The 18,542-nt window shown below is 43.1% G+C and carries 15 protein-coding genes; 11 read left to right on the top strand and 4 right to left on the bottom strand.

Features of this window, described 5'->3' with window-relative positions; translation table 11 throughout:
- Window positions 1–317 precede the first annotated feature (317 nt).
- Window positions 318–476 carry a hypothetical protein gene (locus tag EWV84_RS03820; RefSeq protein WP_287076564.1) on the bottom strand — a complete coding sequence of 53 codons (159 nt, stop codon included), beginning with the start codon at window positions 474–476 and terminating at the stop codon, window positions 318–320.
- On the opposite strand from EWV84_RS03820, the gene EWV84_RS03825 reads away from it, so the two are divergent.
- The 6 genes from EWV84_RS03825 (at window position 476) to EWV84_RS03850 (ending at window position 10,556) form a co-directional block, all read left to right on the top strand.
- Window positions 476–1,384: an RluA family pseudouridine synthase gene (locus tag EWV84_RS03825; RefSeq protein ID WP_287076565.1), complete on the top strand. Its 909-nt coding sequence runs from the start codon at window positions 476–478 to the stop codon at window positions 1,382–1,384. The genes EWV84_RS03820 and EWV84_RS03825 overlap by 1 nt on opposite strands.
- 203 nt (window positions 1,385–1,587) lie before the next feature.
- Window positions 1,588–3,750, top strand: a complete 2,163-nt coding sequence (dnaK, locus tag EWV84_RS03830; RefSeq protein WP_287076566.1) for a molecular chaperone DnaK — start codon at window positions 1,588–1,590, stop codon at window positions 3,748–3,750.
- 131 nt (window positions 3,751–3,881) lie between these two features.
- Complete coding sequence (locus tag EWV84_RS03835; protein WP_287076567.1) at window positions 3,882–4,757, top strand: J domain-containing protein; 876 nt, start codon at window positions 3,882–3,884, stop codon at window positions 4,755–4,757.
- Between the two features lie 97 nt (window positions 4,758–4,854).
- Window positions 4,855–6,063, top strand: a complete 1,209-nt coding sequence (locus EWV84_RS03840) for a quinone-dependent dihydroorotate dehydrogenase (RefSeq protein WP_287076568.1) — start codon at window positions 4,855–4,857, stop codon at window positions 6,061–6,063.
- Window positions 6,064–6,298: 235 nt separating this feature from the next.
- On the top strand, window positions 6,299–7,984 hold the full coding sequence (locus tag EWV84_RS03845) for an alkaline phosphatase PhoX (protein WP_287076569.1): 1,686 nt from the start codon (window positions 6,299–6,301) through the stop codon (window positions 7,982–7,984).
- Between the two features lie 982 nt (window positions 7,985–8,966).
- The gene (locus EWV84_RS03850; protein ID WP_286824721.1) at window positions 8,967–10,556 is read left to right on the top strand and encodes a DUF3352 domain-containing protein; all 1,590 of its coding nucleotides are present in this window, start codon (window positions 8,967–8,969) and stop codon (window positions 10,554–10,556) included.
- On the opposite strand, the gene EWV84_RS03855 is transcribed toward EWV84_RS03850, so the two are convergent.
- Window positions 10,530–11,777, bottom strand: a complete 1,248-nt coding sequence (locus EWV84_RS03855; protein ID WP_287076570.1) for a bifunctional folylpolyglutamate synthase/dihydrofolate synthase — start codon at window positions 11,775–11,777, stop codon at window positions 10,530–10,532. The two genes, EWV84_RS03850 and EWV84_RS03855, sit on opposite strands and share 27 nt — an antisense overlap.
- Before the next feature lie 83 nt (window positions 11,778–11,860).
- Complete coding sequence (locus tag EWV84_RS03860) at window positions 11,861–12,586, bottom strand: 2-phosphosulfolactate phosphatase family protein (protein ID WP_286824723.1); 726 nt, start codon at window positions 12,584–12,586, stop codon at window positions 11,861–11,863.
- Between the two features lie 447 nt (window positions 12,587–13,033).
- Between EWV84_RS03860 and EWV84_RS03865 the strand changes: the two genes are divergently transcribed.
- Together EWV84_RS03865 and EWV84_RS03870 are read left to right on the top strand one after the other, a co-directional pair.
- Complete coding sequence (locus tag EWV84_RS03865; protein ID WP_287076571.1) at window positions 13,034–13,450, top strand: XisH family protein; 417 nt, start codon at window positions 13,034–13,036, stop codon at window positions 13,448–13,450.
- The gene (locus EWV84_RS03870) at window positions 13,438–13,773 is read left to right on the top strand and encodes a XisI protein (RefSeq protein WP_286824724.1); all 336 of its coding nucleotides are present in this window, start codon (window positions 13,438–13,440) and stop codon (window positions 13,771–13,773) included. The genes EWV84_RS03865 and EWV84_RS03870 overlap by 13 nt, the downstream gene beginning before the upstream one ends.
- Before the next feature lie 480 nt (window positions 13,774–14,253).
- Here EWV84_RS03870 and EWV84_RS03875 read toward each other — a convergent pair whose 3' ends face one another.
- Window positions 14,254–15,426: a pentapeptide repeat-containing protein gene (locus EWV84_RS03875; protein ID WP_287076572.1), complete on the bottom strand. Its 1,173-nt coding sequence runs from the start codon at window positions 15,424–15,426 to the stop codon at window positions 14,254–14,256.
- 165 nt (window positions 15,427–15,591) lie between these two features.
- On the opposite strand from EWV84_RS03875, the gene EWV84_RS03880 reads away from it, so the two are divergent.
- The 3 genes from EWV84_RS03880 to recA all read left to right on the top strand — a co-directional run bounded on the left by EWV84_RS03880 (window position 15,592) and on the right by recA (window position 18,308).
- Entirely contained in the window at window positions 15,592–15,765 is a 174-nt protein-coding gene (locus tag EWV84_RS03880; protein ID WP_164502961.1) for a hypothetical protein, read from the top strand.
- Between the two features lie 395 nt (window positions 15,766–16,160).
- Window positions 16,161–17,114, top strand: coding sequence for an aldo/keto reductase (locus EWV84_RS03885; protein ID WP_286824727.1), 954 nt, complete (start codon window positions 16,161–16,163; stop codon window positions 17,112–17,114).
- Window positions 17,115–17,240: 126 nt separating this feature from the next.
- Window positions 17,241–18,308, top strand: coding sequence for a recombinase RecA (recA, locus tag EWV84_RS03890; protein WP_286824728.1), 1,068 nt, complete (start codon window positions 17,241–17,243; stop codon window positions 18,306–18,308).
- Window positions 18,309–18,542 lie beyond the last annotated feature (234 nt).

The raw sequence follows: 18,542 nt of genomic DNA on the forward strand, positions 1-18,542 counted from the left end.
AAAAAAACTTTTTCTTTGCAATAAAACTACACAAAAAAAAGATCATCGTTGTGGGTTAAATTGACTCATTTACCCGTTTTAATGAGGATTACCTTCTAGGTGTGGCAAGGGTTTCAACCATTGCTGCCCAAAAAAGCACAGAATAACCCATTATGAAATTCAGTAAAATCGCTGTAACCATTGTAACATCGTTGTTAAATAAAAATCTTTCTCAATTAATTTTTAAGAATTTATAAATATTGCGGAATGTTAATTTAAATATTCTCAAGTTTTTGGAGTCAATCAATAATTTTTGCTTATCTTTGTCGAACATTGGGTTAGAAGTCAGGAGTCGGGAGATAGGGAGATAGGGTGATAGGGTGTTGGGGTGTTGGGGTGTTAGGGTTTTCGTTGAAATTCCCCCACTTCCCCACTTCCCCACTTCCCCACTTCCCCACTTCCCCACTTCCCCACTTCCCCACACCCCACTTCCCCAATGCCCAATCAAGGTTGGATTTATCGAGATAAAATTAGCAAAAATCAGGCCCGATTAAGCTTATTAGCTTACTATACGGGCAAATATTGCCATTCTAGCCCAGAAGAATGGCTCGATCGCATTTTATCAGGAGCAATTCTAGTCAACGGTCGTCCCGCTTGCCCCGATACAGTCTTGGAAATCGGGCAGCAATTGACCTATCAGCGCCCACCTTGGACAGAACCGGATGTGCCGCTCTTTTTTGAGGTACTCTACGAGGATGCCGAGGTGTTAGTGGTGGCGAAACCTTCGGGATTACCCGTGTTAGCGGGGGGTGGATTTCTCGAACATACTCTTATCCATTTGGTACATCAGCATTATCCCGATATCACTCCCTATCCAATTCATCGTCTTGGTCGCGGCACTTCGGGCATAGTCTTAATGGCTAAATCAAAGCCCGCTAGAGCTAAATTGAGTCAACAGATGCGGGAGGGGAAAATTACTAAAATATATCGAGCTTTAGTGGTTCAGGGCGACATACCAGATAATTTTACTATTAATCAAGCGATCGGGAAAATCGCCCATCCCATTTTAGGCCATGTTTACGGTGCGCTCACAGATGGGTTATCGGCCCGCAGTCATGGTCGAGTCTTAAAAAAACATCCCGATAGTACCCTATTAGAAGTACAAATTTTTACGGGCAGACCCCATCAAATTCGCATTCATCTGGCCTTTTTTGGCTATCCTTTAATCGGTGATCCATTGTATGGTCTGGGGGGATTACCGCGGCCGGATGCAGTCCCGGGAGATTGTGGTTATTATCTCCATGCCAATCAAGTCCTTTTTAATCATCCCAGTACAGGCAGAACAATCCCTATTTCCTGTCAGCCGCCAGCAGAATTAGTGGATAGGGAAAATCTGGAAATCTAGCCATATTTTCACCCCCCCAAACCTGATTGCCAGCGATCACTAAAAGACCACTTCGGTAATCACACCCTCAATCGCCCCGAAGCGAGAGCGAGAACCTAAGACAATTGGATACAATATTGTCAACAAGCATTAAGCGATTTAAACTATCGATCGAAGGTAAAAGTCCCGAAGTTATCGAAATCTAGGGGGAGACAAAAACAAGCATGGGTAGAGTAGTAGGCATTGATCTAGGGACAACTAACTCCGTCGTCGCCGTCATGGAAGGCGGAAAGCCAGTGGTCATCGCCAACTCGGAGGGCATGAGAACCACCCCTTCTGTGGTCGGTTTTAATAAAGATGGGGAGTTAGTGGTCGGTCAAATGGCCCGGCGACAAGGGGTACTCAATCCCCAAAACACCTACTATGGAGTGAAACGCTACATAGGTCGTCGCTACTCGGAATTAAACCCCGAATCGAAGCGCGTCCCCTACACCATCCGCCGGGATGAGATGGGCAATATCAAAATTAAATGCCCCCGTCTGCAAAAAGAATTCGCCCCCGAAGAAATTTCCGCCCTAATTTTACGCCGATTAGCCGAAGAGGCCAGCCGTTATCTGGGGGAAGAAGTTACCGGGGCCGTAATCACCGTCCCCGCCTATTTTAATGACTCCCAACGTCAAGCCACCCGGGATGCGGGCCGAATTGCGGGGTTAGAAGTGATGCGGATTCTCAACGAACCCACCGCCGCCGCCCTGGCCTACGGTCTCGATGAACAGGAAAGCAAGAAAATCCTCGTTTTTGACCTGGGAGGCGGTACTTTTGATGTTTCTATCTTGGAAGTGGGTGACGGCGTTTTTGAGGTGAAAGCCACCAGTGGCGACACCCAATTAGGCGGAAATGATTTCGATAAAAGAATCGTCGATTGGTTAGCCAATCAGTTTTTGGAACAGGAAGGCGTGGAGCTGCGCCAAGACCGGCAAGCCCTACAAAGACTCACAGAAGCGGCAGAAAAAGCCAAAATAGAACTGTCTGGGGTCAGCGTCACCGATATTAATCTGCCCTTTATCATCGCCACGGAAGACGGACCCAAACACATCGAAACTCGCCTGAGTCGGGCCCAATTTGAGGAATTATGCGGCGATTTAATCAGTCGTCTCAGTCGTCCTCTCAAACGCGCCCTTTCTGATGCCGGTTTGTCCCCCGTCCAACTAGACGAAGTGGTACTGGTGGGCGGCGGCACGCGGATGCCGGTGGTTAAGGATTTGGTGCGGAGTTTTATCGATAGGGAACCCAATCAAAATGTTAACCCTGATGAGGTTGTAGCGGTCGGGGCGGCTATTCAAGCGGGAATTTTGGGCGGCGAGGTCAAAGACGTGCTGCTCCTCGATGTTACCCCTTTATCCTTGGGTTTAGAAACCATCGGCGGTGTGATGAAAAAGTTAATCCCCCGCAATACCACTATTCCCGTCCGCAGAGCTGACCTTTTTTCCACTTCCGAAAATAATCAAACTGTGGTGGAAATCCACGTTTTGCAGGGGGAAAGGGAAATGGCCAGCGATAATAAATCCCTGGGACGTTTTAAATTAACCGGTATCCCCCCCGCACCCCGGGGTATTCCGCAAGTGCAGGTGTCCCTCGATATGGATGCTAACGGTATTCTACAAGTCACCGCTAGGGATAAAATGACCGGACGGGAGCAAAGTGTCACCATTCAAGGCGCTTCTACCCTCAGCGAAGGGGAAATTAACCGCATGATCGGCGATGCTGCCCGATTTGCCCAAGCAGATCGTACCCGTCGCGAAAAGGTCGATAAACGCAATCGCGCCCGCTCTCTGGTGGATCAAGCCCAACGACGCTTAAAAGATGTTACTCTCGATTTTGGTAATGAGTTTACCCGTTCCTATCGTCGTCAAATTGAGTCTTTGAGTACGGAAATTATCGACGCTTTGGAGAAAAATGATGACCGTCGCCTTGATCGCGCCCAGGCGGATCTACAGGATGTTATCTATGAATTAAATCGCGAGGTACGGCTACAATACGACGAGGAAGATGAGGGCTTTTTTAGCGCTATTCGCAAGACTTTTACCGGGGATAAGGAAGATGATCTTCCCTCCGAACCGCGCCGCGATCGTTATCGCCAGGATTATCGTCCCAGTACACCGGGTTATCAAAGTGATTATCGACCCAATTATTCGGCTAATCAAGATAGTTATCGCCCCCGCAATCAGGACAATTACTACAATGGCCGCGATAGCGATTGGCAAAGTTCCCCCCGTTCGGAGGAAAAAAGTTATAACAATAGTAAAAGTAACCGCAGCGGCGGCAATCGTTCCCGCAATGTTCCCCCCCAAAATAACTGGGATGATGACGATGATGATTGGTTTTAATCAGTGATAAGTGATCAGTAAACAGTAAAAAGACAGTGGAAAACTACTATTTAATACTGCTCGCTTAATACATACTGCTCACTTAAAACTCAAATCTGATGACTGATAACTGATGACTGATAACTGAATATATGCCACAATTAGTTGATTATTATGATGTTTTAGGAGTATCTCGCACGGCTACCGGTGACGAGATCAAAAAGGCTTTTCGACGACTGGCGCGTCAATATCATCCTGATGTTAATCCGGGGGATAAATCGGCCGAAGAAAAGTTTAAAGATATTAATGAAGCTTACGATGTTCTCTCCGATGAAGAAAAACGGGTTGAGTATAATCGTTCCTTGACGGGGATTAAGCGCCGCGGGATACGTCCGGGGGAAAAAGCGAATAGTAACGGTAATGTAAAAATCCCCCGTACAGAACAGGATTTATGGAAGTTTAGAGATTTTAATAACCTTAATACTAAGCGCGCTAAAATTGCCTCCTCTCCCCGTTTAACTCGTCGAGATGTGGAGGCGAAATTGACTTTACCTTTGGAGAAAGCTTATCAAGGGGGCAGACAAAGAATTCGTCTGGAAGATGGTAGATCAATAGAGGTTGATATGCCGGCAGCCATGATCGATGGGCAGAAAATTCGTCTCAAAGGTCAGGGTATTGAAGGGGGTGATTTATATTTAAAAATAACTATCGCTAGGCATCCTTTTTTTAGGATTCAAGGTTCTGATATTGTCTGTCAAGTACCGATTACTCCTAGTGAGGCAATTGTGGGCGGTTTTGTGGAAATTCCTACCATTGACGGTTTAGTTAAAATGATGATTCCTAAGGGATTAAAAAGTGGTCAAAGATTACGTTTGGCTAACAAAGGTTATCCCACTTCCCAAGGAGAAAGGGGCGATCAATTAGTGGAAATTCTATTAGTTAATCCTCCCAATCCTAGCCCAGAAGAATTAGAACTTTATCAAAAAATACGGGCGATCGAAACTTTTAATCCTCGTCAAGGTTTATAACGATTATGCTAGGTGGGTTACGGCAAATTTGAAATTTTTTGTCAAAAACATAACTTGTCCTCGCCTAACCCACCCTACACCTTAATCCCGCTTGATTATGACCAATATAATTGACACAATTAAACCTTTTTATCCTCTAGCTTTCAAGGCTATTCGGGGTAATTTAGAGGGAACACAAAAACAATTATTAAATACTCTGCAAAAAATCGATCGCTCGCGAGGCGGATTTTGGGGACAATGGTTAATCTCACAATTATCAGAATCCCTCAGTTTTAGCGATTCTCGCCTATCTCAAAGCCTCTGGGGGTTAAATTTCCCCAATCCTGTCGGATTAGCGGCAGGATTCGATAAAGACGGTTTAGGGGCAGGACTTTGGCATAGTTTCGGCTTTGGTTTTGCCGAGGTGGGTGCTGTCACCCTAGAAGGGCAACCGGGCAACCCCCAACCGAGATTATTCCGTTTACCAGAAGATTTGGCTGGATTAAACCGTATGGGGGCAAATAACTGTGGTGCGCCAGTTCTAGCGGCAACCCTCCAACAATCTTGGCAACGACAACCCCGACAGATTCCCATCGGCATTAACCTCTGTAAATCGAAAAATACGCCCCTAGAAAAGGCCCCGGAGGACTATTTAGGCAGTTTTCGCTATTTATTCCCCCATGCTGATTATTTTGTCGTTAATGTTAGTTCTCCCAATACTCCCGGTTTACGTTCCCTGCAAAGTGGTGAACAACTCGATAAAATCCTCGACATTTTACAAACAGAAAATCAAGGCAGAAAACCCCTATTAGTGAAAATTTCTCCCGATTTAGAATGGGAAGATATCAGAACAATTATTGACTTAGCTGTCTCCTATCAATTAGCGGGAATTGTCGCTACTAATACCACCACTAAACGCACGGGATTAAAAACCACAATTCTGCCCGAAACCGGTAAACCAATCACTGAAGAAGCAGGGGGAATTAGTGGCAAACCTTTGCGGGAACGTTCCACGGAAGTGATCCGTTTTATCTATCGGCAAACCCAAGGCAATTTACCAATAATTGGAGTGGGAGGCATTTTTTCTCTCGATGATGCTTGGGAAAAAATTACCGCCGGTGCCAGTTTATTACAGATTTATACCGGTTGGTTATATCAGGGTCCTTGGCTAGTATCAAATATTTTACAAGGATTAACAGAAAAATTAGAGGCCAATGGGTTAACTAATATTAATCAAGCGGTGGGAATTAATAATAGACCTCTGGAAAAAATCAAAAATCTTCCCTTAGGGAAAGAGTCACGGGGCAGTATTAAGGAGTCAGAATAAGCAAAAGAAAGACATTGTTTACTAGGCTCGATGATTAAATGACTATTGTTAATAGAAAGAATCTAGGTCGTGAGCATCCAGCTTTTTTACAATTGTTTGCATAAATATTAATAATTATGACAAAGCATCAGTTCTTAAAGAGTTTTTATTCTGGGCTTATCAATCCCTTAATAAAAGCCTTCTAATCTCAAGAGAGAACGTTTTGTTTCCTTGAGATTAGAGGAATAAAAAATTAATGATTGCTTCACATTCTAACCGCAAAAATGTTCTAGCGGCAACTCTGCTAACAGTGGGAATTTCCCTGATAAACGTACCGACGGTTTTAGCGCAAGCTCATACTAATACAGGCGGACCGCAGGTGACAGGATTGAATGGTTATAAATATACGCCCCTATTTACAGTGGGTGAAACCATCAACAATTACACTCCCATCGGTATTCTTGATGGAATTGGCGTTATCGATCTAGGAAATGGGACGATTCGTGCCTTGGTCAACCACGAAGTTAGAAATAACCAGGGAGCCTCTTATACCCTGAATCCGGGTACTGCTAACCAGCTTTCCGTGAGAGGAGCAAGAATCAGTTACTTTGACATCGACACCAGTAGTCGTCAAATTATCGGTTCTGGATTAGCCTTCGATCAAATCTACGATCGCTCTTACAATTTAATCACCAGTACCAGTCAATTTGAACTCGCTCCCACCATTGGAGGTTTAGATCGTTTTTGTTCTGGTGCCGCTTTCGGTCGTTATTCCTTCGGTCAAGGGATCGGTTTTGAAGATAATATCTACTTTGCTGGAGAAGAAACCAGCAACGGGACTCAATGGGTTCTCGATCCTAGCAATTTCGATATCTGGGCTGCCCCAGAAATGGGTCGCGGTGCTTGGGAAAATTGGACAGAAATTGATACAGGTAGAAGTGATCGCATTGCGATGATCGGGGGTGATGATACCGAGTCCGCGCCTCTCTATCTCTACATTGGGGAGAAAAACGGGGTCGGAGACGGTAGTTTTCTCGATCGCAATGGTCTCAAACAGGGCAAACTGTATGTTTGGGTAGGCGATGAAGGTGTCGATCCCCGGGACTTTGCCGGTACTGGTAACACCAGCGCTGGACGATGGGTAGAAGTGGTGAACGAGGGAAATGGGGTTGGTTTTCTCAACGGTTTTGCCACCGATAGCAATCTTCGCGCCCAAGCGGACGCTTTAGGAGCTTTTTCCTTCTCCCGTCCGGAAGATGTCTCGACTAATCCCAGTGATGGTTCCCAAATTGTTCTTGCTTCCACCGGACGCAGTTCTTTATTCAATGGGGCCGATAGCTGGGGAACTATTTATATCTTCGATAATAATCTGGTTTTCGAGCAAAACGGCAATCTCGACACCGCTGCTTCTAGCGTCAGCGCTCGCATTCTCTACGATGGTAATGATGCGGGTGGCGGTCAATTTAGCGGTCCCGATTTTGGGGTGAGAAGTCCCGATAACCTCGATTGGTCCGATGACGGTACTATCTATATCCAAGAAGACCGTTCTTTCTCTGATTTCGGTCAACCCTCTGGAGAAGAAGCCTCGATTTGGCGACTTGATGCCACCACTGGACGAGCGACACGAGTAGGTCAGATCGATCGTAGTGCTAGTTTACCGGGGGGTCAAACCGACAGCAGCCCCAAGGATTTAGGTAACTGGGAAACTTCGGGGATTTTGGATATTACTGAATTCTTTCCCAGCGCTCGACCGGGAGAAAAAATTCTGATTCTCGACGTGCAGGCCCACAGTGTGCGAAATGGCAGCATCGGCGGTCCTAATAATCTTGTCGAAGGTGGTCAATTAGGTTTATTAACTGTCCAAACCCCGGAACCGACTCTCCTCTTTGGTTTAGGTTTCTTTGGTTTATCTGCCTTGGCATTAAAACGGAAACAAGGCTAAAACGATAATTTCTTGTATTTTAGGGGGTTGAAAAAATTCAGCCCCTATTTTTTATCGTTTTTGGCTCTCTTGGACATTGGGTGAAAAATGTTCACAATGTCACATTATGGGCGCAAGCTTTGCGTCCCTACTGCCGCGCGTGGTATGATTTGTAGGGGTGTATAGCGTACGCCTTTTCTTCGATAAGATTTGCTGATCACCATAACTCCAAGAGAGCCTCATTTTTCATAATACCTCTTGCGTAATTAATTTTTGAGGGTTCAAAAACGGCAAAAATAAGGATTAAATTGCATAAAATCTGTAAATAGACCATTTAATTGATTATTATTCATTCTTGATTCTCCTGACGACCGACTCCTAACCCTAATCAACCTCAGCAATTTTTGATTTTTATAAGAGGTCTAATATAGGTTCATAATAACCTTATTTTTTCAAAAGACTGAACTTTTCAACCCTATCTAGGAAATTATTATGATTCCGATAGCTTTTTAAGCATCAGAGTTAACAGCAGTAATTTTAATATTTTAAAATAAATAGATTTGAAATAAATGCACCAATTCAGCAAGAATACTTTTTGATCTCAACTATTTTCCAATAACAGTAATTTTTCTTGTCTGTATTTCTGCATACTTAGTAATCAGAAATTCATCAAGAATCAAAGATTCTATGATTCTATTTTGTCTATCTCATGTCCAGTTTCATGATAAAATTAGCCTTTTATGGTATTCATATCAACAATATTTGATCATTCTAAGCTGTACTGTATTTAAACTGCGTATTGGATATTTTAGTACAAAAGAGCAAACTACCTCCCCCCGCTCCCGTACAGTCTTAACGAGTAAATTAGATAGTCAACAGCTTAGTACCTCCAGAAGCTATAATAATAATTAAAGCTTACTAAAGATTAACCAATTCTCTAGAAACTAAAACCAGAGACAAATCGATCGCCAAGTATTGAACTTTTTAACCAAACCACAATTCTATGTCAAAAAAATCATTTTTACCCGGTTGTTTAGTCGTCTTAGGACTAACAGCAGTAACCGCAGGAGGTGTCTATCTTTATCTACGAGGACAACTACCTTGGCAAAGATTCACCCCCTTAGAATCAGCAAAAGTTATCCCAGAAACTGCCTTTGCTAGTAGTTTTGTCTCCACGGATGCAAAAGCTTGGTCAGTGTTAGCTAAATATGGTACACCTGAATCACGAACTGCGGTTAGTCAAGGATTAGAAGAATTACAAAAAAATATCTTCACCGATAAGATTGATTATCAACGGGATATCGAACCTTGGATCGGTAGTATCAGCTTTGCTTTTCTTCCGGCAACTAAACCGGGGGAATCGGGAATCTTAACGGTTATCGGGATCAAAGATAAAATTAAAGCGTCGGAATTCGAGAAAAAACTAGGACAACAAGTTAATCGCAAAACTAGCACCAGTGACTACAAAGATATTAAAATTACTGCTATAGATTGGCAGGATAACACCACCATTTATACTGCCGTTGCGGGGGATTTTTTGTTGATATCCTACGATAAAAAGGTGTTAGAATCGGCGATCGATACCTACCGAGGACAGCCATCTTTTAGCAGTAAACCAGAAGTGAGAAAACTGCTTTCCCAATCCCTCAACCTACCCAATACCCTAGCGACAATTTATATCGATGATTATGCCGGAATCTTGGGAGCAGATGCTAATTTATCCCCCCAAAGTCGGCAAGAATTAGCAAAAATTCAAGATATTGTCGCGGGAGTGGGTGTCACCGATACGGGATTACAATTACAAATGGTGGCTAAACTTGCTCCTGAAACTATTTCTACCCTACCTTCCCCTAGCAGAAATCAAGTTTTAAATTATTTCCCCGGAGATACCATCGCAGTCTGGAGCGGTAATAATCTTAAACAGGGATGGGAAGAAGTAGAAAAACAGTCCCAAACTAACCCAGAATTACAAGTTTTTCTGCGTCAGATCCGTGAGAATTTTCAGATGGCAACCCTTGACGCGGATAAAGAAGTTTTTAACTGGATGGATCGAGAATTTGCTTTCGGAATTATCCCCAACCAGCAAGCGGTGGGAGGGTTAGGTTTTGGGGGAATGATGATCTGGCAAACCGGCGATCATAAAGCGGCAAAAACTACTATCGAGAAGTTAAATCAATTGGTAAAAACTGTTCCTGTTATCACCATAAAAAACAGTCAAATTTCCGGTGAAGATGTGACTGAATGGAAAGCGGAAGAACAAGCGATTTTAACCTATGCTTGGCCTAATAATGATACCTTAAAAATGACCGTCGGAATTCCCTATCAACCCCAACCGAATCAACCGATTAGCCAAAGTGAGAATTTCCGAGTATCTACCGCTAATCTACCCAAGAATAATCTCGGTTATTTCTTCATCGATGTGGAGCAAATTATCGCTAAAGCGGGAGGAATTAATAATCTTCCTGCCACGGAATTAACCCCGGAAACAAAAGCCTTTTTAGAATCGGTACGCGGGATCGGAATTACTGCCACTATGCCTGATAAAACCACCAGTAAAATTGATGTTTTATTTTCCCTGAAACAAACTCCCTAAAAAGTAACCGACTAGATAAAGCGATCCACAGAGAATTATCTGACTATCGGCAGATTCTTGGATGGCTTTTTTTAGTCCTAAAAATACATCGGAACAAGTCTCTAGGTGAGATAATTTTGGACAAATTGAAGCCGCTAATTCCGCTAAGGTTTCAGGATTGGCACTGCTATGATCTGGCACAGGAACTAAATATAAACTATCGCCTTTTCTTAATAAAGCTTGGAATATTTCCCTATGATCTTTGGTCGATAAAATTCCCATCACCCAGATAATTTTTGGGGCTTTTAAACTATCTATATACTGCCTTAAACCAATAGCAGCAGCAGGATTATGAGCGCCATCTATTAAGATTTCTCGCTGACACCAATTAACGGTTTGTAACCGTCCTAACCAGCGAGTTTTTGCCATTCCTTCTTGCACGACTTCATCGCTAATTTGCCAACCTTGCTGACGTAAAATATTAACAACAGCGATCGCTATAGCAGAATTAGTTAATTGAAAATCTCCCGCTAAGGATAAAGGATATTCTAACCCTTGATATTTAGCGCGATTATCAGCAATTTTTTCGGCAGCTTCTACCCATACCGTCGGACAATTTAACAGCTTGATTCTCTCCCTAACTACCCCCTGCGCTGATTCAGGTAATTGTCCGATAACTGCCGGACAATTCGCTTTTAATATCCCCGCTTTCTCCCCGGCAATATCAGCAACCGTGGGACCTAAATTTTGCCAATGTTCCCGACTAATAGAAGTGATGACAGTAACTAAAGGTTGAGCGCAGACATTAGTCGCATCTAATCTTCCTCCTAAACCCACTTCCATCACGGCAATATCCACCTTTTTCCGAGCAAAATACAGCCAAGCAGCGGCAGTAATTACCTCAAATTGAGTAGGACTTTCCTGCTGGGGATCGATACGCGATTGTATATACTTAAGCAGGTTTTCTAAAGTCGCAGTTTCAATATTTTCGCCATTAATAGAGATTCTTTCCGTCCAATCAATTAAATGGGGAGAAATATAACGTCCGACTTTGTAACCAGCAGTGCTGAGAATAGAGGATAGATAGGCACAAACTGAACCTTTGCCATTAGTTCCCGTGACATGAATAATCGGAATTTTATCTTGGGGATTGCCTAAAATCTCCAGCAGATTTTTTATTCTTTCTAAACCGAGATTGACACCAAAACGCTGAAAAGGTTGCAGTAAAGAATCGATAGTCATGGTCGGTAAACTATAAATAAAGGAATCTGGGTAGGAGCATCGATCCTACCCGCACGGATGACCCTTTCTGTGGGTAGTAATGTCTAAAGTTTGACTAAAATGCTCGGTTCTTTTTGGATCGGTAAAACATCAAGAGAGTCAATATTAGCGCAGTATTTTAAATCTTCTTGACAGTGGAGACGCAAGAGGCGCTGACCGTGACTACAACTGTGGAACATTCCTAAAAGATCATTTTGCCATTGACGATAAAGAGCGATCGAGGCAATAACCTCATCATTCCCGATCGCCATTTGCCCCGATTGTTCTTGTAGCGCATCGGCGATCGCTCCAGCACAGGCCGTATCTTCCAGAGAATAACCCCCTTCCCAACCAGAGCCAACAATCCAGACGGTATCGGGCTGCTTATCCAATAGGTAATTAACGGCAGCTTGCCGATTGATCATGGCCGCAGTGATCACGATCGGGGATTCTTCCACTCTTTGCAGAGCGCGAGTGCCGTTAGTGGTGCTGATAAACAGACGACGACCTTTCATTAAATCAGGGGTACAATCGAGGGGAGAATTGCCCAGATCGCAGCCTTCCACTTTCGCGCCACCTCTTTCTCCTGCCCGGAGACGTTTTTCCGGTTGCCAGCTATCACTCACCTGCATCAGGGTTTTCAGATCGCTAAAAGTTTGCACTGCTTCCGCACCGGCATTGAGGGCAGTGGCGATCGTGGTTGTCGCTCTTAAAACATCGATAACGACGGCGCAATCGGGTAGAGTATGGACGGGGGTAAGTTCGGGAGTATGATAAATGAAAACCTGCACGAGTTATACCAAGTAAAAAGTAAAAGGGGAAATAAGCTCAACATACCGCCGCTCGGCGTCGCGCTGGCAGAAGAAAGGCTCTTCTGGTTTCTGTGTGAAAACGAAGCCTATACTGATAGTTTCTTCGGCAAAATAGTCGTAAAAGTCTTTCTCAGTCAACGTTTCACGATTCCATAAGCAAAAATTATCACACAGACAAGGCCGATTTTATCACGATGGATGTCAGCTAGTTAAGCTGTTCGTAATTCAAATTGCTTGTTGAGATCAGGCAAGGGGGGCTAATCTCAGAATAAGCGGTTTAAATACGTCTTAGCTTATCACTTGAAATGCCCACGCGGATCACAAAATTGCCCAATTGTCAATAGGGTTTGAGCTGCTCTCACCCTGTCGCTCGTCATGACGAAATGTTATAATTAACAATTATTATGCCTGCTAACTTCAAAATTCATGTCTGCTAAAGATCGTTTTCATGGTGCAGTGAGAAAAGGATTAGAAAAAGAGGGTTGGATCATTACGGATGACCCTTTAAGGATTGAAGTGGGTGATGTAGAAATGTATGTCGATTTAGGAGCAGAGCAACTGATAGCCGCAGAAAAAGACAATGAAAAGATAGCCGTTGAAATTAAAAGTTTTATCGGTAAATCCAGTATTTCAGAATTTCATACTGCTATTGGACAATTCTTTAATTATCGTGTTGCTTTAGAAGAAAAAGAACCTAAAAGACAGTTATATTTAGCTGTTCCTTTAGATATTTATTATAGTTTTTTTGAATTGCGATTTATTCAAACTGTCGTTAAACGATTTCAAATTTACCTGCTTATTTATGATCCGATTGGGGAGGTAATTGTCGCATGGAAAAATTAGAACAATATCGTCACTATGTCAAGCAAGTCATTACTGAATATTCTCAGCTAGGTTCATCTAAAGATCCGATTGAACAACAATTGATTTTTGATACAGTTGGCGATCACTATCAATTGATGTATGTTGGCTGGAAAAATAGACGAAGATATCATGGTTGTGTTTTGCATCTCGATATTAAAAAAGGTAAAATCTGGATACAACATGATGGCACTGAGGTAGGAATTGCCAATGAATTAGTTAATTTAGGCGTTCCTAAAGAAGATATTGTTTTAGCCTTTCATGAACCCCTAGTCAGAGAATATACAGGGTTTGCGGTGGGTTAATCTTAATCCGAGAAAAGCGCCAAACTCACCTAACCTAATCATAGCTTAGGCGACAAACAGGATCAGCAAGAGACTTCGATTTTTTTACCTTGCTGATCTCTGCATTTCTTTGTTAACAAAACTTAACAATTATCGGCGAAATTTTGCTTGCTTTTGTCGGCAGATTTTGAGATAATATTTTTAAAAGATTTTATTCATAATGGGAATCTACGCGTTTTTAAAAATTTTGCACAGATTTCCATTATAAGAAAAGCATAGCGCAAGTCGCCGGCAAAGTCAAGTCCTTTCCCATTAATTATGGGTTGGCTGAAAAAGTAGGAGCGATCGCGGGTTAAGATACAAGGTTTTTGAGCCACCAGCTTGAAAATCTTGCAGCTGCTTGGCTAAACAGGCCGCCAAACCCCTTACCTCGTCTATATTTCACATTTATTCAGCCAACCCTACCTAAATCTCTGCTGAAGGTGGAGATCAAAGGCTGTTTTAAACTAATGCTTTACTGCGATCGTTAGAAGTATCCCCAAAAATTGCCCCTCGTCGAATCAAATCCTGTTTTTGTTCGGGAGTGATACCCGTTGCATTGGTAAAGATAGCGTTTTCAACTTCCGCCCCACTCAGGTTAGCCCCTCTCAGGTCAGCATCACTCAGGTTAGCATCACTCAGGTTAGCCCCAATCAGGTCAGCATCACTCAGGTTAGCCCCAATCAGGTTAGCCCCACTCAGGTTAGCCCCAATCAGGTTAGCCCCACTCAGGTTAGCCCCAATCAGGTTAGCCCCACTCAGGATAGCCCTACTCAGGTTAGCCCCACTCAGGATAGCCCCACTCAGGATAGCCACACTCAGGTTAGCCCCAATCAGGTTAGCCTTACTCAGGATAGCCCCACTCAGGATAGCCTTACTCAGGATAGCCCCTCTCAGGTCAGCCCCAATCAGGAAAGCCCCACTTAAATCAACTTGTTGTAGAGTTGTCTTATCGATTGTTCCCTCTCGAATTGCCTTAATTAATTCGGCTTTTTCAATAACTTTTGCATCTGTAGTGAACTCTGCTTTTTTGACGATAATTTCGGGTATATCGTCTGATTTAAGTTCATTGAGAAGGGCTTGCAATTCCCCCGATTGATGTAAATCTGCTAGGCGCTGTAGTCCATCTTCTGAACCTTCTAAAAATAGCCGAATACTGCCTTTAAGTTTCATAATAGGCTTGATCGTGTTGTCTCTGGCAGTTTCTTGAAGAAAGCTGATAATTTTATCATTGTTCTCTGGTGTCAGGTCGTCTATATCTACCTCAATAACTAATTCAAAAACTTTATCTGATTGCTGAGGTTGCGGTTTATTGTTATGATCAAATATCTGAGAATTATCTCTATACCTTGCCAAAGCAGTAATCAGATTCTTACTTCCAATCTTTTCACCTGTTTGCTCTGACAAGATTTTAAATAAACTATAAGCTGCATTCTTGATTGACTGTTCTTCTCGGCTAATTTCTTCCGCTAGATCAGCATATTTTTTATCCTCAAAAATACCTTTTAATATTTTTGTCTCCAAGTCCATTAATCCCTTCTTTGTATGATTTTTTTTCAGATCATTAACCACTCTTTCTAATTCAAACCAAGAAAGGGTTTCAATTTCAGTCATTTTTAGTTCATTCATTATCATTATTTTTATAGGTAACAGGACTTAAGATTACTTTTCAGTACCCTGTCAGGTTACTTGAGAGTACCTAAAAAAAGTACCATTTTCATGACTTTTGAGTAACGACAAATAATCAGAATTTTTTTAATCTAGAGATAGTTCACCCCCTAAGTAAAAGGATTGATGATTATGTATAAATATTGGTTAAAGTACAGAGAAGACCTTGTCAGTCTTGCCAAAATTATCAGCACCATATTTGCGATCGCATCATTTTTAGGCTTCTCTTTTCCAGAGAAATTTCAACCTACTCCCTGCCAACCGACGGCAATTGTTGAAACCACGGAAGTTAGCACTAACAATTAGTCAAAGCGCAAAATTCGCCTAACCTAATCATAGGTTAAGCGACAAACAAGATCAGCAAGAGATTTCGATTTTTTGACCTTGCTGATCTCTGTATTTCTTTGTTAACAAAACTTAACAATTAGGGGCGAAATTTTGCTTGCTTTTGTCGGGAGATTTTGAGATAATATTTTTAAAAGATTTTATTCACAATGGGAATCTGTGCGTTTTTAAAAATTTTGCACGGATTCCCATTATAAGAAAAGCATAGCGCAAGTCGCCGGCAAAGTCAAGTCTTTTCCCATTACTTATGGGTGCGAATTTCCCGGAATCAAAAAAGGGGGTTAATGGTGAGTCAGACCAAATATGGGTTACACTTCATCTTTAAATGGGAAACGCTGTCATTCTTTGTAGGGAATATGACTAGACAAACCGCTAATCTCGGACAAACAGGAATTTCCGTCAGTGCCTTAGGAATTGGGACTTGGGCATGGGGAGATAAACTATTCTGGAACTATGGCAAGGAATACGGAGCTAGTCAGGTAGAAGCGGCCTTTAAAGCGGCAGTAGAGGCAGGAATCACCTTTTTTGACACTGCCGAAGTCTATGGACTGGGGGAATCGGAACGACTCTTAGGAAAATTTACTCAAGAGACTGATATTCCCATCGATATTGCCAGTAAGTTTGCCCCCGTACCGTGGCGATTTGGGGCGAATGCCGTTCATAATGCCATTACAGAGAGCTTAAACCGTCTAAAAACCGATAAAATTACCCTTTACCAAGTACATTGGCCTTTCACCTTCCTGATTAGCCAAGAAACCCTAATGAATGCCCTAGCGGAAGAAGTAAAACGAGGCCGTATTGCTGCAGTGGGCGTAAGTAATTATTCCGCCGAGCAAATGCGTCAAGCAAGCCAGATTTTGGCGAAAAAAGAGGTTCCCTTAGCGGTCAATCAGGTGCAGTATTCGCTTTTGTATCGCAAAATAGAAACTAAGGCAATTTTAGCCACAGCCAAGGAATTAGGTGTCACTATCCTTGCCTACAGCCCCCTCGCTCAAGGACTACTGACGGGTAAATATAGCCCAGAAAGCCAGAATTTGCCCGATGGAGCCAGAAAAGTTGACTCGCGGTTCAAAAAAGAAGGTTTGGAGAAAATAGCCCCAATTTTAAGGGTACTGCAAGAATTGGGCGCAAAATACCAAAAAACCCCCGCACAAGTGGCCCTCAATTGGTTAATCGCCCAAGGGGATGTGATTCCCATTCCGGGGGCAAAAACTGCGGCCCAAGCGAGGGAAAATGCTGGGGCGTTAGGATGGAGTTTAGAAGCGCGAGAGGTGACGCAATTAGAACAGATGAGCCGACCTTGGCTGTAAAAATCAAAACTTTTGATTTTCGATCACCATTCTGGAAAAAGTCTCTAACTTTTTGGTGATCAAGATCAAAACAGGCTACAATCTTTAGATACTACTGTACTACTTAAGAAAACTGGGACAAAATTAATGGCGACAACGACAAGTAATCCTGATCGAGATAAGGCCTTGGGTTTAGTCTTAAATCAAATCGAGCGCAACTTTGGCAAAGGTTCGATTATGCGTTTGGGAGACGCGACCCGGATGCGGGTAGAAACCGTGCCTAGTGGTGCTTTAACCCTAGATATGGCTTTGGGTGGCGGCCTACCGAAAGGCCGCATCGTCGAAATTTACGGGCCAGAAAGTTCTGGAAAAACCACTTTAGCCCTCCATGCGATCGCAGAAGTGCAGAAAGCTGGGGGAGTGGCAGCCTTTGTCGATGCGGAGCACGCTTTAGATCCCACCTATTCGGAAGATTTAGGGGTAGATATCAATAATTTACTGGTGGCACAACCGGATACAGGGGAGGCAGCCTTAGAAATAGTTGACCAGTTAGTGCGTTCTTCGGCCGTGGATATCGTTGTCATCGACTCGGTGGCCGCTTTAGTGCCGCGGGCGGAAATTGAAGGGGAAATGGGGGATAATCAGGTGGGTTTGCAGGCCCGTTTGATGAGTAAAGCCCTGCGAAAAATTGCCGGTAATATTGGTAAATCGGGTTGTGTGGTGATTTTCCTCAACCAACTGCGGCAAAAAATCGGTGTTACCTACGGCAATCCTGAAGTGACCACCGGGGGGACGGCCTTAAAATTTTATGCCTCGGTACGTTTAGATATCCGTCGCATTCAAACTTTGAAAAAAGGCACGGAAGGGGAATACGGAATTCGGGCTAAAGTTAAGGTGGCTAAAAATAAAGTCGCGCCTCCTTTCCGGATTGCTGAATTTGATATTATCTTCGGTAAAGGCATTTCCCAAGTGGGTTGTATGCTCGATATCGCCGAACAAACGAACGTAGTTACTCGTAAAGGGGCATGGTATAGCTATAATGGCGAAAATATTGCCCAGGGTCGCGATAATGCCGTTAAATATCTCGAAGAAAAGCCAGAAGTAGCGGCGGAAATTGAGAAGTTATTGCGGGATAAATTAGACATGGGTTCGGTTCCTTTCCCCACGGAACCGGCCGATGAGGACGACGAGGAAGATCTGGAGCCAGAAATCTAAAAGAAGACGGTTTTAGGTCTTGGTTATCCCCCTATTTTGGGGGATTTTTTTTCCTAGATCATAGCAATTCCATAGCGCTACTCCTTAGGTTTAGAATATTCCTAAACAAAATTAATTGGGCTCTTCGGGAATTGTTATGCAAATAATTAACTTAAAATAAAATTCGATGAGAGCAACTACGCTCAAAAGTAGCTGAAATTCATACAGGAAAGGACTTAAGGCACAAAAGGGTTA

The organism is Microcystis sp. M_QC_C_20170808_M3Col, assembly GCF_007095505.1.
Taxonomy (GTDB): Bacteria; Cyanobacteriota; Cyanobacteriia; order Cyanobacteriales; family Microcystaceae; genus Microcystis.

Bases quoted from the DNA above. Each gene is read 5' to 3' on its own strand.
- EWV84_RS03875 (WP_287076572.1), bottom strand. From the start codon at position 15,426: ATGATAATGAATGAACTAAAAATGACTGAAATTGAAACCCTTTCTTGG.
- EWV84_RS03845 (WP_287076569.1), top strand. From the start codon at position 6,299: ATGATTGCTTCACATTCTAACCGCAAAAATGTTCTAGCGGCAACTCTG.
- EWV84_RS03840 (WP_287076568.1), top strand. From the start codon at position 4,855: ATGACCAATATAATTGACACAATTAAACCTTTTTATCCTCTAGCTTTC.
- EWV84_RS03865 (WP_287076571.1), top strand. From the start codon at position 13,034: ATGTCTGCTAAAGATCGTTTTCATGGTGCAGTGAGAAAAGGATTAGAA.
- EWV84_RS03855 (WP_287076570.1), bottom strand. From the start codon at position 11,777: ATGACTATCGATTCTTTACTGCAACCTTTTCAGCGTTTTGGTGTCAAT.
- EWV84_RS03835 (WP_287076567.1), top strand. From the start codon at position 3,882: ATGCCACAATTAGTTGATTATTATGATGTTTTAGGAGTATCTCGCACG.
- recA (WP_286824728.1), top strand. From the start codon at position 17,241: ATGGCGACAACGACAAGTAATCCTGATCGAGATAAGGCCTTGGGTTTA.
- EWV84_RS03885 (WP_286824727.1), top strand. From the start codon at position 16,161: ATGACTAGACAAACCGCTAATCTCGGACAAACAGGAATTTCCGTCAGT.
- EWV84_RS03870 (WP_286824724.1), top strand. From the start codon at position 13,438: ATGGAAAAATTAGAACAATATCGTCACTATGTCAAGCAAGTCATTACT.
- EWV84_RS03825 (WP_287076565.1), top strand. From the start codon at position 476: ATGCCCAATCAAGGTTGGATTTATCGAGATAAAATTAGCAAAAATCAG.
- dnaK (WP_287076566.1), top strand. From the start codon at position 1,588: ATGGGTAGAGTAGTAGGCATTGATCTAGGGACAACTAACTCCGTCGTC.
- EWV84_RS03880 (WP_164502961.1), top strand. From the start codon at position 15,592: ATGTATAAATATTGGTTAAAGTACAGAGAAGACCTTGTCAGTCTTGCC.
- EWV84_RS03850 (WP_286824721.1), top strand. From the start codon at position 8,967: ATGTCAAAAAAATCATTTTTACCCGGTTGTTTAGTCGTCTTAGGACTA.